Origin of the sequence: Burkholderia sp. BDU5 (assembly GCF_001522845.1) — a bacterium.
Classification (GTDB): Bacteria; Pseudomonadota; Gammaproteobacteria; order Burkholderiales; family Burkholderiaceae; genus Burkholderia; species Burkholderia mayonis.
In genome coordinates this window covers 65,027-79,892 of sequence record NZ_LOWC01000067.1, presented here as the reverse complement: position 1 = coordinate 79,892, position 14,866 = coordinate 65,027, and the positions used below count along the sequence as shown (strand labels likewise).

At 65.4% G+C, this 14,866-nt stretch carries 12 protein-coding genes and 1 pseudogene; 10 read left to right on the top strand and 3 right to left on the bottom strand.

Going from position 1 to position 14,866, the window contains the following annotated elements; genetic code table 11:
* Positions 1 to 95: 95 nt before the first annotated feature.
* The gene (locus tag WS69_RS12600; RefSeq protein WP_059471096.1) at positions 96 to 920 is read right to left on the bottom strand and encodes a phosphate/phosphite/phosphonate ABC transporter substrate-binding protein; all 825 of its coding nucleotides are present in this window, start codon (positions 918 to 920) and stop codon (positions 96 to 98) included.
* A gap of 293 nt (positions 921 to 1,213) precedes the next feature.
* On the opposite strand from WS69_RS12600, the gene WS69_RS12595 reads away from it, so the two are divergent.
* Both WS69_RS12595 and WS69_RS12590 read left to right on the top strand, forming a co-directional pair.
* Positions 1,214 to 2,245 (top strand): fatty acid desaturase, encoded by a 1,032-nt coding sequence (locus WS69_RS12595; protein ID WP_059471095.1) that lies wholly within the window; start codon positions 1,214 to 1,216, stop codon positions 2,243 to 2,245.
* A 442-nt stretch (positions 2,246 to 2,687) separates the two neighbouring features.
* A complete protein-coding gene (locus WS69_RS12590) occupies positions 2,688 to 3,128 on the top strand; it encodes a hypothetical protein (RefSeq protein ID WP_059471094.1) in 441 nt (146 codons plus the stop codon).
* A 372-nt stretch (positions 3,129 to 3,500) separates the two neighbouring features.
* Here the strand turns inward: WS69_RS12590 and WS69_RS12585 are convergent, their stop codons facing one another.
* Positions 3,501 to 4,262 (bottom strand): SDR family oxidoreductase, encoded by a 762-nt coding sequence (locus WS69_RS12585; protein ID WP_059471093.1) that lies wholly within the window; start codon positions 4,260 to 4,262, stop codon positions 3,501 to 3,503.
* Between the two features lie 464 nt (positions 4,263 to 4,726).
* Between WS69_RS12585 and WS69_RS12580 the strand changes: the two genes are divergently transcribed.
* A complete protein-coding gene (locus WS69_RS12580) occupies positions 4,727 to 5,092 on the top strand; it encodes a nuclear transport factor 2 family protein (protein ID WP_059471092.1) in 366 nt (121 codons plus the stop codon).
* 65 nt (positions 5,093 to 5,157) lie between these two features.
* Here the strand turns inward: WS69_RS12580 and WS69_RS12575 are convergent, their stop codons facing one another.
* Positions 5,158 to 5,478, bottom strand: coding sequence for a hypothetical protein (locus WS69_RS12575; RefSeq protein ID WP_156438093.1), 321 nt, complete (start codon positions 5,476 to 5,478; stop codon positions 5,158 to 5,160).
* On the opposite strand from WS69_RS12575, the gene WS69_RS12570 reads away from it, so the two are divergent.
* The 7 genes and pseudogenes from WS69_RS12570 (at position 5,471) to WS69_RS12540 (ending at position 14,845) form a co-directional block, all read left to right on the top strand.
* Positions 5,471 to 7,387 carry an SMP-30/gluconolactonase/LRE family protein gene (locus WS69_RS12570; RefSeq protein WP_059471090.1) on the top strand — a complete coding sequence of 639 codons (1,917 nt, stop codon included), beginning with the start codon at positions 5,471 to 5,473 and terminating at the stop codon, positions 7,385 to 7,387. The two genes, WS69_RS12575 and WS69_RS12570, sit on opposite strands and share 8 nt — an antisense overlap.
* Positions 7,377 to 7,841, top strand: a pseudogene (locus WS69_RS12565) (GH92 family glycosyl hydrolase); the annotation flags it as partial. The gene WS69_RS12570 and the pseudogene WS69_RS12565, both read left to right, overlap by 11 nt.
* 614 nt (positions 7,842 to 8,455) lie before the next feature.
* On the top strand, positions 8,456 to 9,514 hold the full coding sequence (locus WS69_RS12560; RefSeq protein WP_059471088.1) for an L-tyrosine/L-tryptophan isonitrile synthase family protein: 1,059 nt from the start codon (positions 8,456 to 8,458) through the stop codon (positions 9,512 to 9,514).
* Positions 9,511 to 10,422 (top strand): TauD/TfdA dioxygenase family protein, encoded by a 912-nt coding sequence (locus tag WS69_RS12555; RefSeq protein WP_059471087.1) that lies wholly within the window; start codon positions 9,511 to 9,513, stop codon positions 10,420 to 10,422. The genes WS69_RS12560 and WS69_RS12555 overlap by 4 nt, the downstream gene beginning before the upstream one ends.
* 25 nt (positions 10,423 to 10,447) lie before the next feature.
* The gene (locus WS69_RS12550; protein WP_059471086.1) at positions 10,448 to 11,932 is read left to right on the top strand and encodes a 4-hydroxyphenylacetate 3-hydroxylase family protein; all 1,485 of its coding nucleotides are present in this window, start codon (positions 10,448 to 10,450) and stop codon (positions 11,930 to 11,932) included.
* Between the two features lie 44 nt (positions 11,933 to 11,976).
* Positions 11,977 to 13,845 (top strand): asparagine synthase (glutamine-hydrolyzing), encoded by a 1,869-nt coding sequence (gene asnB, locus WS69_RS12545; protein ID WP_059471085.1) that lies wholly within the window; start codon positions 11,977 to 11,979, stop codon positions 13,843 to 13,845.
* A gap of 28 nt (positions 13,846 to 13,873) precedes the next feature.
* The gene (locus WS69_RS12540; RefSeq protein WP_059471156.1) at positions 13,874 to 14,845 is read left to right on the top strand and encodes a quinone oxidoreductase family protein; all 972 of its coding nucleotides are present in this window, start codon (positions 13,874 to 13,876) and stop codon (positions 14,843 to 14,845) included.
* Positions 14,846 to 14,866 lie beyond the last annotated feature (21 nt).

Here is a 14,866-nt window from a genome sequence, read left to right as displayed (position 1 = left end):
CGAAAGGCAAGCGAGGCGGACGCTCGTCGCGCGTTCCATGCCGATCGCGTCCGCTCCAGTTGCCCCGGTTGCGCGCTCGCGCGGCGCGTTGCGCGTTACGCGAGTGCCGGATAGCCGAGCGCGGCCGCGTCGCGCGCAAATCGTTCGATCTCCGAGTAATCGTCGGGCACGAGCCGCTCGAAGCCGCGTAGTCGCAACACGTGCGCGCGTTCGACGTCGGCCGCGACCGCCGCATCGAGTGCGTCGCGCAGTGACGCGGCTTGCTCGTCGCCGAGCGCGCGCGATGCGATGAACGGCAGGCTCGGCGCGGATGCCGTCGCGCCGATGATCCGCACACCGCGCAGCAGCTCGGGCAATGCATCGCGCACGTACGCGAGCGTCACGCAGTCGATGGCGGCAAGATCCGCTTCGCCCGCGTCGAGCGCGCGCAGCGCGCCCAGATGCGAGCCGGTGCATGTGACCGTCGAGAAGAAGCGTCCATCGCGCGCATGCCGCGAGACCGCGTGACGCAGCGCATTCATTCCGCTGTGCGAATCGTCTCCGTTATAGGCGGCGCGCAGGCCGCGGCAGGCGGCGAGCGTCGTCGCGCCGCGCGCGTGTGCGTCGCGCGATACGACGAGCGCGCTTCGGTAGCGTGCGCCGTCGCAGCCGTCGGCGTCGAATACGGGCGATGCGATCAGATGGACCGTGTCGGCGACGCCGAGCACTCGGTACGGATAGCCGCACGTCTGCGACAGCAGCAAATCGTCGCGGCGCCATAGCGGCAGCAGCTCGCCGAACGGCTCGTCGAGCAGCGTGACGTCGGCCGGGCCGCCCGCGCGCGCGAACCTGCGCAGCGCATCGCGCAGCAGCGCGCGCCACAGCGCGGCGTGGCGCGGCGTCACGTTATACATCGGCAGTCCGGCGATCCATCGAGTCATCCCGACATTCTACGGATTTCAGCGCATTCGGCGGGCGCGCGTCCCGCTTGCCGGGTCTGCGAACGCATCGCTGCTTCGACATCGACATCGACATCGACATCGCCGGAACCGATGCACCGTCCTTTTCGCGATTTCGCCACATCGAACGCCGATCCCGCCGCATAAGCAAATGCGAATCCATTGGTTGGTCCGGCGGCGGCGGTTGGTTACGGTGCGTGTTCCGCCGTGCGTATCGCGGGCGACGACGTTGTCGTTCGCGCTTGTCGACGTTCGGCCTCCGTCATTACTGAAACATGGCCGAATACTTCGACGTAGATCATGCGCGCGAGATCGAGGCGCTCGGCGGCCGTTTCGCCGCGCGCACCGAGTGGCCGACCTGGCTGCTGATCGTCGTCATCTACGGCGGCTGGCTCGGCGTGCTGCTGTGCGTGCGCGCCGGGCGACTGCCGCTCGCGGCCGCGACGCCGCCGCTGATCGCGCTGTGCGCATGGCACACGTCACTGCAGCATGAGCTGCTGCACGGCCATCCGACGCGCTCCGCGCGCTTGAGCAAGCTGCTCGGCTATCCGCCGCTGGCGGTTTGGTATCCGTACACGCTGTATCGCGATACCCATCTCGAGCATCACCGCGACGAAGACCTGACGGTGCCGGGCATCGATCCGGAAAGCAATTACGTGCCGCGTGCGCAGTGGGTGCGGCTCCCGCACTGGCGGCGCGCGCTGTGGCATGCGCGCAAGAGCTTCGTCGGGCGGTTCGTCGTCGGGCCGCCGGCGAGCGTCGCCGCGATGTGCGCGGATACGCTGCACGCATGGCGCGGCGGCGACTGGCGCTACGCGCCGATGTGGGCCGCGCACGGCGTGTCCGTCGTCATGTTGCTCGCGTGGCTGCATTTGTCGGTCGGCGTGCCGTGGTGGTACTACCTGTTCGCGATCACGTGGCCCGCGCAGTCGCTTGCGATGATTCGTTCGTTGTACGAGCATCGCGCAGCCGCGCATCCGAAGGCGCGCATCGCGATCAACGAAGCCGGCCCCGTGATGCGCCTCCTGTACCTGAACAACAACTACCATCTCGTGCATCACGATCTGCCGAAACTGCCCTGGTATCACCTGCCGCGCGCCTACCGGATGCGACGCGATGCGTATGCGCGAAAATGCGGCGGCTTCGTGATTCGCGGCGGCTATTGGGAACTGCTGAAACGCCATGCGTGGCGCGAGACAGATGCGCCCGCTCATCCGTTCGCGCACGACGATGCGTCGGCGCTGGCGCTGGCGAGACGCGGCGCGCGCGTCGCGGTGATCGACGATTGCGTGCAGATCGGCGGATGATGGCTACTTGAACGATATCGTGCGCTACGCGGACGTGATGTCCGGCGAACGGCGACGTCGGAGCACGCTGCCGCGACGCCTTCGATTCGTGGCAATGTCGTCGTCCGGTACCGACGGTCTCGCACCTACGTTGCGCGCGTGACCGATGCGTCGGCGGGATTAGACGCACGCTTTCCGCATCCGATTCCGCGTCATACGAAAACGCTACGGCGCGGTTCGCGTGTCGTCCGGCGGTCCCTGATTCGTTCCCCGAATTCCTGATCTTTTGCGGCTCGCGTCCGTGCCCATGCGCGCCGCCAAGCCGCGCCATACCAGCCGCGCACGGCCGGATCACTTTGTTACATCTCTTACCGCAGCCGCACCGAAAGGAAACAGATACCTTTCATTGCCCCGGTATACTCGCCGCTGCTTCAAACCTAAAACGAAAGAAGACCTTTCAATTATGTCGAAGAAACTCATCCAGATCGTTGCGATCGCGGCGCTGACTGCTGCTGCGTCGCTGCCGGCCGTCGCCGGCGACATGAACAATGCGCTCGGCGGCGCACTCGGCGGTGTGGCCGGCGCGGCGGTCGGCGGCGCAGTGGGCGGCAGCACGGGGGCGGTGATCGGCGGGGCGGTCGGCGGCGGCGCCGGCGGCGCGGTCACGTCGAATCGCCGCGAGCGCACGGGCGCGATCATCGGCGGCGCGCTCGGCGGCGGTGCGGGCACCGCGGCGGGCAACGCGATGGGCGGCCGCGGCGGCGGCCTGGTCGGCGCGGCCGTCGGCGGCGGCGCGGGTGCCGCGCTCGGCGGCAACATCTCGCGCTCGAATTCGTACAAAGACGACTACGACCGCGGCTATCGCCGGGGCAACCGTCACGGCAAGCATCACCATCGCCACTGAGCAGTGAAGCGAGTCCGATTGGCGTGATTCGATCCGAGGTCGCGCGCTGGGCGCGGAATGCCTGCTTCAGCGCGCGTCGGCCGATTTTCGTGCGATGCGAAATCGTTGCCGGGCGGATCATGCCAAGGCTCTCATGCACGATGGCGGCGTGCGGCTTCGCGCCGCGCGCATGCATCGAGATTCCCTCACCGACGCTGCGTCCGCGTTGCCCATTCGGCGGCCTTCGGTGAATCGAAGGGCTCGCGTTTTCGATCGGCGGCACCGCAGAAAAAGTCGCGGCAGTCGGCTGCCGTGTCGGCGCGCCGGACAGGATGCCGGCGACGCGTATCAGGCCGCACATTCAGGCCGCACATTCAGGCTCGCGTCCCGGCTTCACCCCAAATCGCGCAGGTCGGCCGTCGGCGCCTTGCCGAAGTCGTCGCTCAGCGCGTAGTCGACAAGCTGGCGCGCGGCGTCGTCCGGCGTCGTGAGCGCGCCGCTCGACTTGAGCTGCTCGAACCGCTCGCGCGACGGAAACCGGTCGCTGCTGCTGGCGCGGATCGTCGCCTGCATGCCGGTGTCCACGACGCCCGGCGCGACGCTGCAGATCCGCAGCGCGCGATTCGCATCCGCTGCGACCGCTCGCGCGTGATGATCGAGCGCGGCCTTGGTTGCGCAATAGACGCTCCAGCCTGCATACGCGTTGCGCGCGGCGCCGCTCGAGATGTGCACGATGCGGTGCTCGGCCGTTTCGGACGCGATCTTTGCGATCGCGCTCGCGAGCATCAGCGGCGTCGCGACGTTCAGGCCGACCGCGCGCGCGATCGCCGCCGCGTCCTGCGTGTCGAGCGGGCCGATCGGCTCGACGGTCCCCGCGTTGTTGAACAGCAGCACGCTGCTCGCGCCGGCGACGAAATCGCCGAGCGCGTCGCCGGCGAGCCACGCTTCGACGCGCGCCGGGTCCGACAGATCCAGCTCGGCTTCGACGAACCGGTCGCCCGCCTGCGCGCCGAGCGACGGATGACGGCTGCGCGACAGACCGAGCACCGCGATGTTCCGTTGAAGCAGATGTGCGGCGAGCGCCGCGCCGAGTCCGCGCGTGTGGCCGGTGACGATTGCGCGAACAGCCGGTAATTGAGAAGAGCGAGTGACCATATCGATTCGGAAAATAAAGAGAACTGAATGCGCGGTCTGCGCGATGCGGGACGCGATGGCCGACGATCTGTTTCAGCGGCGCTCGGCCAATCGATCGACGCGTGTCGAACGGCCGGCCGTTGCGGTCATCCCGTCGGCAGCCGGATCGGCGATGCGCGGCAGGATGACCGGATGAGCCGGTATCCTAACGTCGGCACCAACTTGGCGCAAATGCCGACCGATGAACTGCCGACCGATGAACCCGGTCCATAGCGGAATCGTCCGTCTTCGATCAGGACGCGAGCCATATCAAATGAATATCGTCATGACATGATTGCGTGCTAGCCTTGAGTCGGAATCATGGATGAAATGCCGAATGCGAAGCGAAAACGATTCGCAAACCGAACGATGCCAGGGACGCAAGCCGTTGAATGACGGTTGACGCCCGCCGGCTTATCTCAAGCAATCCTCGATACTCGCCCCCAATGGAACCCATCACGCAGGAATTCGCTCAGCAATTCGGCCGGGAATGGATCGACGCTTGGAATGCGCACGACCTCGACCGGATCCTGTCGCACTACGCCGACGGATTCGAAATGTCGTCGCCGATGATCGCACAGATCGCTGGCGAGCCCAGCGGGTGTCTTTGCGGCAAGGGCGCGGTCGGCGCGTACTGGTCGAAGGCGCTGCACATGATTCCGGATTTGCATTTCGAATGGATTGCAACGCTGGCCGGCGTCGACAGCGTCGCGATTCATTACCGTGGCGCGAAAGGGCGGCTGGCGCTCGAAGTGTTTCACTTCGGGCCGGATCGGCGAGTCGCAAAAGCGTTTGCTCATTACGCCGGATAATCGACTAGCGAGGCATCGAGGCGGCTGTATTTTCTACCGCTTTCGAATCGGACTTGCTGACGGTTTTACCGAATCAAGAAATAGGGCGTCGATCCAGACTCCTTAACAAATTCAATTGCGAGCGACAAGGCGAAACCCATCGTCATTCGACGACGGATCGACGGAGCGATCCGAAAAAGCAAGCGATACGGACACGAGACGAGTGTCGACGAGCCTGCCATGTCGCGTGGCGGCGCGAAGCAAATCGCGATGCGGCTGAAGATGCGTGGTGACCAATCAGCGAGGGCGGCGGCGATTCGCTCGCCGTACTCACTCATGTCATGCCCGGCAATCCATATTTCGACGGTTTCGACGGGCCAGGTCAGGAGAGCATCAATCATGGTCAAGAAACGCATCCATGCCGCATGGGTCGGCGCCGTGATCGCGATGATCGCGCCCGCGGCGCAGGCGCAATACACGACGGACTGGTTGGCGAACAGTTACGGAACCATTGCGTCGCACGTCGGCAACAACGCGCGGTCGATGTGGGTCTCGCCCGAAGGCGTCGTCTATACGGCTTCCTTCTGGGACGAAAACGAAGGCGGCGTCGCGATCTACCAGAACGGCAAGGGCCTCGGTTCGATCGGCACGCACGCCGAGTTCCAGGGCGGCGCGATTACGGGCAACGCGACATCGATCTTCGCGGCGTCGCAATACAGCACCTCGCAGGGCAGCGGCTCGGCCGCGCGCTACAACCGGACGACGCTCGCACGCGATCTCGTGATTCCCGTCAGCGTGTGGAACGCCGTCAGCCGGGCCGACGTGATCACCGGTCTCGCGACGGCGGGCACGCGCCTCTATGCAAGCGACTTCTTCGGCAACCGCGTGCGGGTTTTCACGACCGACGGCGTCTGGCAGCGCGACATCAGCATCGCGAATCCCGGCGCGCTCGCGCTCGACGGTGCGGGAAATATCTGGGTAGCCCAAAAGAACGCGGCCAAGATCGTCGAATTCAGTCCGGCGGGCGCGTTGATGAACACGATCCAGATGCCGACGACGTCGCGGCCGTCGTCGCTGTACTACGATGCATCGAAACGGCAACTGATGGTCGGCGATCAGGGGCCCGACATGAACATCAAGCTTTACGGTATCGCAGGCATTCCGAAGCAGGTCGGCACGTTCGGCGTGCTGGGCGGCTATCTCGACACCACGACGGGCATCAAAGGCCAGGTCGGCGACAAGCGCTTCACGCGCGTGGTCGGCATCGGCAAGGACGCCGCCGGCACGCTATACGTGCTCAACAATCCATGGGGCGGCGGTTGGGATCTCGGCCGCAACGGCGCCACCGACATTCGCGCATACGACACCTTCGGCAACACGTTGTGGAAGCTCCAGGCGCTCAACTTCGAGGCGATCGCCGCGCCGGATCCGACGACGGACGGCGCTTACTTCTATAGCGGGATGAACATCTACACAGGTACCGCGGGCGGCACCTTCGTCGCGAACACCGTCGATCCGTTCACGTACCCTTCCGATCCGCGTCTCGACATGAACGACTACCAGCGCGGCCAGCACTTCGGCCAGCTCGTCAGCGTCGGCGGCAACAAGATTCTCGTCGCATCGGGGCAGAATCCGGGCAACTTCAACTTCTATCACTTCAACGCGGCAAGCGGCTACATCGCGATCCCGGATGCGTCGCTGCCGGGCAAGGCGTTCAATACGACGCTGCAGGTGACGGCCGGATTCTCGATCGACGACAAGGGGGACGTGTGGGCCGGCCTCAACGGGACGAACGCCATCGCGCACTATCCGCTGACGGGCTTCGATGCGACCGGCAAGCCGATCTGGGGCGCGGCCGCTTCGATCCCGACGCCTGCGAGCATCCAGCCTTCGGCGCGCATCCTCCACATGTCCGAGAGCGATACGATGATCCTCGCGCAGGGGTTCGCGGGGAGCTGGGACTGGACGGCGATGAACGGGCGGATCGAGGTCTATCACGGCTGGAACGCCGGCAACGTCACCCAGCCGAATCCGGTCATCACGCTTACGAACCCCAATCCGAAGTCGATCGCGGCGGCCGGCAACTATCTGTTCGTCGGCTACGTGCACACCGTGCCGAACGTCGACGTCTTCGATCTCAACACGGGCCAGCTCGTCACCACGCTGATCAATTCGAACACAGGCACGATGGACGTCGGCAACGACGTCGATTCGATGTACGGCCTGAGAGCCTATCTGCGATCGACGGGCGAATACGTGATCACGAAAGACAACTACAACGGCTCGAGCATCGTCGTCTATCGATGGAGGCCGTGACGGCAGTGCGCTCGATCATGGCGGGCGAACGTCGGATGGCGCGGCGCCGCATCGAGCGCCGCCGGCGTTCATGTGCGACAACGCGGTGACGGTCGGCCAGGCCGTGATGTTGCCGCCGGGCTCGACGGGCAGCAGCGTCGTCGTGCTGGGCGCGTCGAACAACGGGCCGAGCGCGGGTATCGCGCGGCTGAACTTCGCGGACGGAACGAGTGCGCAGGTCACGCTGTCGTTCGACGACTGGACGCTGAACGGCGGCAGCGCGAGCGCGAAGTCGGCGATCGCGGCGACGGCCGCCTATCGCAACGCCGGCAGCGGGCAGACGGACAACGTGAAGACCTACATCTTCGCGCAGAAGATTCCGGTGCCGGCCGGCAAGGTCGTGACGAGCGTCACGCTGCCGCGGCAGGTGAGCGCGGGCAAGATGCACGTGTTCGGCATCGGCGTGGCGGCTTGATGTAGATGCTTGGGCGCGGGCGCATGCCGATGCGTGGCGCTCGCACGAGGCATGCGCGGGTTGGCCGTGGCCGGCGAAAGGCGGCGGCTTGCCGCTGCACGCCGTTCCGACGATCGATGAGCCGCGCTTCACATTTGGCGCGCTTGACGCGAGACGGCAGCGGTCGGGGCCATTGTCGCTTCGTTTCCCTTTCTTGTTCCCGGCGCAGTCATATCGGCGGCTCATCGGATGAATCGGAGTGTGTCGAGCGCGATCGATTGAATAAAAGCTGTTTGAATGGGCTATTTCCAGACTCTCCATCGATATCCGTTCTGATCGAATCCAGTTCGCAGAAGATGATGCACGTGGTCGTTCAAATGGCGAATTCAGTTTCTCGTTTCCGTCTCCCGCATATCGCCCATCATTCCAATCCTGGTCAGCATTTCAATCCGTTAATCAATCGATAAGCCAGAAACGCGTCATCAATCTGAATGAGCGCGGATGGCCGTATTTTTATTCGCCATGTAAGCAGATTCTCCGAACGGTTATTTCGATTAATCAGTATTTATCAAGTTTTAAACGAAAAATAGAATTTCCCTCGCCATTAACCTATTCGATCAGCGAGGTCGAAATTCATGAAAAACGACCGGAACAACGAGATTTCCCTGGCGATCCTGGGCGAAATTCTCAAGATCCATCGTCGATATCCCGAATACACGACGGATTCGGATATCCGTCACGAAATCGAGCAGATTCACGCCGTTCAGCTTCCCAGAATCCGTGTATTCGTCGATACGGCGCGGCCGGTGGAATTCGTCTTGCCGGCGTTCCCGTCCAAATCGCCGAATCCGAACAAGGTGTTGGGGCGCTTTCCGGACATGGCCGAGAAGCTCTCGCTGTCGTTCCTGAATGACCTGTGCGAGCGGATTCGAAGCTTCCATGCGCCCGGCGCGAAGCTGACCATTTGCTCGGACGGCCGGGTGTTCGGCGATCTGATCCGCGTCGACGATCGCGACATCACCGCGTATCAGGGCGCGCTGCGGCAGATCATCGCGGATCTGCATGCGGACCATCTGTCGACGTACAACCTCGAGAACTTCGAAGCGTTCGCGAACCGGACGTCGAGCTTCGGCGAAATGCGGCGGCTGCTCGTCGACGAATTCGCCGATCCGATCGACGCGATCAAGCGAAAGCTGACGAGCGAGGAGGAGGGCACGCTGCTGTATCGCGCGATCACCCGCTTCATGTTCGAAGACGGCTTCACGCCCGACTATCGCGGCTCGAAGGCCGCGCTGCAGAAGGATTCGAAGACGCGCGCGCTCGGCGTGATTCAGCGCAGCTGGGCATGGGGCGCGCTTCTCGCCACGCAATTTCCGGATGCGATTCGCCTGTCGATCCACCCGCAGCCCGCGGCGAGCCTGAAGATCGGCGTCCATATGATGCCGACGCGCGATAACTGGCTGACGCCATGGCACGGCGTCGCGGTCGATTTCGGCGATCAGTTCGTGCTGATGAAGCGCCGCGACGTCGAGCTGCTGGGTGGCCGCATCGTGATGCGCGACGAGCGGCCGAGCCACTACGAAATCGAGCGATCGCAAATCGGCGGCGGCGGTCTCCTTCCGCTTCCCGCCGCCGGCGGCGAAAGCGCTTCGGCCAACGCCGGCAGCCCCCGGATTCCTTTGGAGGCGGTATGAGCGATTTGTTCCTGCAGCGATCGGTGTCGCTCGAGCCGCTGGTCGGCGACGGCGGCGAACCGTGTTCGTTCGGCGTGCTGGTGAAGCCGCGCCGCGCGCATGTTCATGTCGGCGAGCTGTCGGTCGAGTGGCTGCGCGCACTGGTGCGCAGCCAGCAGCTCGTCGTGCTGCGCGGCTTCGACAGCTTCGTCGATGCGGAAAGCATGACCCGCTATTGCGCGACGTTCGGCGAAATCATGATGTGGCCGTTCGGCGCGGTGCTCGAACTGTGCGAGCAGGCGCACCCCGCCGATCATGTGTTCGCAAGCAGCTACGTGCCGCTGCATTGGGACGGCATGTATCTGGAAACCGTGCCGGAATTTCAGGTGTTCCAGTGCGTGCAGGCGATCGGCGAAGCGGATGGCGGGCGTACGACGTTCTCGAGCACGACGGAGGCGCTGCGCGTCGCGACGCCGGAGACGCGCGCGCTGTGGCGCCGCGCGCACGGACGCTATCAGCGCACGGTCGCGCTCTACAGCAACACGGTCGAAGCGCCGATTATCGAGCAGCATCCGCGCCGCGAATTTCCGATCCTGCGCTTCTGCGAGCCGCCGATCGCGGACGACAGCACGTTCATCAATCCGTCGAGCTACGTATTCGGCGGCATCGCCGACGACGAGAAAGAAGCGCTGCTCGGCAGCCTGAAGCGCGCGCTCTACGATCCGCGCGCGCATTACGCGCATCGCTGGCAGACGGGCGACGTCGTGCTCACCGACAACTTCACGCTGTTGCACGGACGCGAGCGCTTCACGAGCCGGACCGGTCGCCATCTGCGCCGCGTTCACATCCACGGTGAGCCGCCGCTGCGCAATCCGCACTTGCCGAAACAGCTGCAAGACGCCGAGACAACCCCCCATGCAGCAGCCTGACGATTTCGTCGACGGAGGAACGACCATGACGCTGATGACCGGAAACGATTATCTCGACAGCCTGCGCGACGGGCGCAACGTGTATCTCGGCGGCGAACGGATCGCCGACGTCACGTCGCACCGCGCGTTCCGCAACGCGGCCCGCAGCATTGCTTCGCTGTACGACGCATTGCATGGCGAGCATCGCGAGCGGCTGACCGCGCCCGATCGGCACGGGCAGGTTACGCATCGCTTCTTCAAGCCGAGCCAGTCGGTCGACGATCTGCTGTCGGCGCACGACGCGATCGAGCTGTGGTCGAAGATGACCTACGGTTTCATGGGCCGCACGCCCGATTACAAGGCGGCGTTCATGTCGGGACTCGAGGCGGGCGCCGACTACTACGGCGACTTTCGTCAGAACGCGGCCGACTGGTACAAGCGCTTCGCGGGGAACGGGCTGTATCTGAACCACGCGATCATCAATCCGCCGCTCGATCGCAGCAAGGCGATTCACGACATGCGCGACGTGTTCGTGCACGTCGTCGACGAGACCGATCGCGGCATTGTCGTGAGCGGCGTGAAGATGCTCGCGACCGCGGGCGCGCTGACCAATGCGACGTTCGTCGCGCCTGTCGCGTCGGCGCTGCTCGAGCCCGGCAAGGCTGACGACTTCGCTGTCGTGTTCTTCGCGCGGATGGACAACCCGGGCCTGAGCCTGATGTGCCGGCCGTCGTACGAAGCCGCCGCGACGAGCCCGTTCGACGCGCCGCTGTCGAGCCGTTTCGACGAGAACGACAGCGTGCTGATCTTCGATCGCGCGCTGATTCCATGGGAAGACGTGCTCGTCTATCGCGACGTGAAGCGCGCGACCGGCTTCTACGCGGCGTCGGGTTTCGCGAATCTCTACAACTTCCAATCCGGCATCCGGCTCGCGGTGAAGCTCGAACTGATGATCGGGCTGCTGTCGCTCGGCACGCACGCGAACGGCACGCAGCAGTTTCGCGGGATTCAGGCGGCGCTCGGCGAGCTGATTTCGCTGTGGCACCTGCTGAGGGCGATCACGTCCGCGATGGCGCGCGACCCCGTGCGCACGCAGGCCGGCGTCGTCGTGCCGAAGCTCGAATACGCATCGGCGCTGCGAATTCAGGTGCCGCAGATCTGGAAGCGCGTGCGCGAGCTGATGGAAACCGCGCTCGGCGGCTCGCCGCTCGTCACCGTATCCGGCGCGGCCGACCTGCTCGATCCGCAGGTGAAGGGGCTGATCGACGCGTACTACCGGGGCGCGGCGCTCGAACCGGAACAGCGGATCAAGCTCTTCAAGCTGATCTGGGACGCGACGGGCAGCGAGTTCGGCTCGCGTCATTCGGTCTACGAAACGCATTACTCCGGCAACTTCGATCAGATCCGTCTCGATTCGCTGACGTGGGCGACCCGGTTCGGCCAGCTCGCCGATTGCGAAGCGTTCGCGCAGCGCTGCATGGACGACTACGACGCGTCGGGCTGGTCGCGAGGGCCGTGGCTGCACGGCTGAATCGCGCCATCCGATCCCTATCGTTTCAACTCAAAGGAGCAATTATGTGCGGCATCACTGGATGGGTCGACTTCGCCCGCGATCTGCGCAACGAGGCGCAGATCGTCGACAGCATGACCGATACGCTCGCGCGCCGCGGCCCGGACGCGCGCGGCGTGTGGCTCGACACGCACGTCGCGCTGGGGCACCGGCGCCTGTCGATCATCGATCCCGAACGCGGCGCGCAGCCGATGCTCACGCCGGAGCGCGGCCCGCGCGATCTGCCGCGCGCGGCGATTTCGTATGCGGGCGAAACGTATAACTTCCGCGAGCTGCGGGCCGAGCTGACCGCGCTCGGCCATCGGTTCGACACGCATTGCGACACCGAGGTCGTGCTGCGCGCGTATCTCGAATGGGGCGAGTCGTTCGTCGATCGCCTCAACGGAATGTACTCGATCGCGATCTGGGACACCGCGCGCGACGAGCTGCTGCTCGTTCGCGACCGGCTCGGCGTGAAGCCGCTGTTCTATTACCCGACGGCAGACGGCGTGATCTTCGGCTCCGAGCCGAAGGCGATCCTCGCACATCCGGACGTGCGTGCGCGCACGTCGTCGGAAGGGCTGTGCGACGCGTTGCTGTTCCTGCGCACGCCGGGACAGGTGCCGTTCTCCGGCATGCGCGAACTGAAGCCCGGCCATGTGTTGCGCGTGCGGCGCGGCCGGATCGTCGAAGCGCGCTATTGGGCGCTCGAAGCGCGTCCGCATATCGACGATCTGCCGACGACGATCGCGACGATCCGCTCGCTGCTCGACGACATCGTGTCGCGCCAGATGATTGCCGACGTGCCGCTGTGCGCGCTGCTGTCGGGCGGCATCGATTCGAGCACCATCGCCGCGATCGCGCAGAAGCAGCGGCGCGCGAACGGCGGCGGCGCGCTGTCGACATTCTGCGTCGATTTCACCGGTCACACGCAGCACTTTCGAGCCGACCCGATTCGCCCGACGGCGGATGCGCCGTTTGCGCTCGAGGTTGCGCGGCACATCGGCAGCGACCATCACACGATCGAGCTGGACCAGGCCGGGCTGCTCGATCCTCAGGTGCGCGAAACAGTGATGCGCGCGTGGGACTTGCCGTTCAACTTCGCCGATCTCGACGTGTCGCTATATCGCCTCTTTGCCGAGGTCCGCAGGCACGCGACGGTCGCGCTGTCGGGCGAGGCGGCCGACGAAATCTTCGGCGGCTACCTGTGGTTCTCCGATCCGGCTGCGCGCGGCGCGCAGACGTTCCCATGGCTCAAGCTCGGCGCGCATCGCGGCCTCGATCCGCGTGCGCTGTTCCATCGATGGTTCATCGACGCGCTGAAGCTCGGCGAGTACGAAGCGGATCTCTATCGCGCGGCGCTCGCCGAGGTGCCGCGCCTCGACGGCGAAAACGCGGAGGATCGTCGCACGCGCGAGCTGCACTATCTGACGCTGACGCGCTGGCTGCCGGTGCTGCTCGACAAGAAGGACCGGATGGGCATGGCGAGCGGCCTGGAAGGGCGCGTGCCGTTCTGCGACCACCGGCTCGTCGAATACGTGTTCAACATCCCATGGGCGATGAAGACGTTCAGCGGCCAGGAGAAGGCGCTGTTGCGCGCGGCGGCCGCCGATCTGCTGCCGGAGTCGGTGCTGAACCGCAAGAAGGCCGCATATCCGTCGATTCAGGCGCCGGGCTACGACCGCGGTCTCATCGCGCGCCTCAATCAGGCGATCGACGGCGGTCGCGCGCCGCTGAAGCCGTTCCTCGACGGCGGCGCGCTGCGCAACCTGACCGCGAAGACCGCGACCGGCAGCCTTTCGGAATTCGAACGAATCCTGCTGGAGTCGAGCAGCCGGCTCAACGACTGGCTCGATCTCTATCGAATCGAACTCGACGGCGTCCCGGCGCGTTGATCCTTTGACGAACACTTGGAGCGAACTGATGCAAGCAATCGAGATCCGCGAGACGGGCGGCCCGGACGTCCTCAATTACGTGGCGCGCACCCGGCGCGAGCCCGGCGAAGGCGAGCTGCTCGTCGAGCTCGCCGCGGCCGGCGTGAACTTCATCGATCTGTACCGCCGCGAAGGCCGTTATCCGATGCCGCTGCCCGGCACGCCGGGCGAAGAGGGCGCGGGGCGCGTGCTCGCGGTCGGCCCGAACGTCACGCGTTTCAAGCCGGGCGATCGCGTCGCTTGGACGACCGTGATGGGCAGCTATGCGACACACGTGATCGTGCCGGAGGACAAGGCGATCGTCGCGCCGGACGCAATCGATCTGCAGACGGCCGCCGCCGCGCTCGTCCAGGGGATGACCGCGCACTATCTCGTCAATGATTCATACAAGGCCCGCGAAGGCGACGCCGTGCTCGTTCATGCGGCGTCGGGCGGCGTCGGGCTGCTGCTGACGCAGTGGCTGAAGCAGCGCGGGGTGCGGGTGATCGGCACCGTGTCGACCGAACAGAAGGCGGCGCTTGCGCGCAGCAACGGCGCGGACGACGTGATCCTGCACCACGCGGCCGACGATCTCGCCGCCGAGGTGCGCCGGTTGACGGACGGCAAGGGCGTGCATGCGGTGTACGACGGCATCGGCGCCGCGACGTTCGACGCGAGCCTCGCGAGTCTCAGGACGCGCGGCACGCTGGTGATTTTCGGCGGTGCGAGCGGCCCGGTGCCGCCCGTCGACGTGATGCGGCTCTTGTGGGGCGGCTCGCTCACGTTGACGCGTCCATATCTCGAACACTTCCGCGCGACCGTCGACGAATTTCTGTGGCGCGCGGGCGAAGTGTTCGACGCTGTCGCGGACGGTTCGCTCGAGATCAGGATCGGCGGCATCTATCCGCTCGCCGACGCGCGGCAGGCGCATGCCGATCTCGCCGCGCGCCGGACCACCGGCAAGCTGCTGCTCGTGCCGTGACGCCGTTGCGCCCGCTCGCTC

What these genes read in the sequence shown, in the direction of transcription:
- WS69_RS12600 (WP_059471096.1), bottom strand. Translation starts at nt 920, where the DNA reads ATGACTCGATGGATCGCCGGACTGCCGATGTATAACGTGACGCCGCGC.
- WS69_RS12595 (WP_059471095.1), top strand. Translation starts at nt 1,214, where the DNA reads ATGGCCGAATACTTCGACGTAGATCATGCGCGCGAGATCGAGGCGCTC.
- WS69_RS12590 (WP_059471094.1), top strand. Translation starts at nt 2,688, where the DNA reads ATGTCGAAGAAACTCATCCAGATCGTTGCGATCGCGGCGCTGACTGCT.
- WS69_RS12585 (WP_059471093.1), bottom strand. Translation starts at nt 4,262, where the DNA reads ATGGTCACTCGCTCTTCTCAATTACCGGCTGTTCGCGCAATCGTCACC.
- WS69_RS12580 (WP_059471092.1), top strand. Translation starts at nt 4,727, where the DNA reads ATGGAACCCATCACGCAGGAATTCGCTCAGCAATTCGGCCGGGAATGG.
- WS69_RS12570 (WP_059471090.1), top strand. Translation starts at nt 5,471, where the DNA reads ATGGTCAAGAAACGCATCCATGCCGCATGGGTCGGCGCCGTGATCGCG.
- WS69_RS12560 (WP_059471088.1), top strand. Translation starts at nt 8,456, where the DNA reads ATGAAAAACGACCGGAACAACGAGATTTCCCTGGCGATCCTGGGCGAA.
- WS69_RS12555 (WP_059471087.1), top strand. Translation starts at nt 9,511, where the DNA reads ATGAGCGATTTGTTCCTGCAGCGATCGGTGTCGCTCGAGCCGCTGGTC.
- WS69_RS12550 (WP_059471086.1), top strand. Translation starts at nt 10,448, where the DNA reads ATGACGCTGATGACCGGAAACGATTATCTCGACAGCCTGCGCGACGGG.
- asnB (WP_059471085.1), top strand. Translation starts at nt 11,977, where the DNA reads ATGTGCGGCATCACTGGATGGGTCGACTTCGCCCGCGATCTGCGCAAC.
- WS69_RS12540 (WP_059471156.1), top strand. Translation starts at nt 13,874, where the DNA reads ATGCAAGCAATCGAGATCCGCGAGACGGGCGGCCCGGACGTCCTCAAT.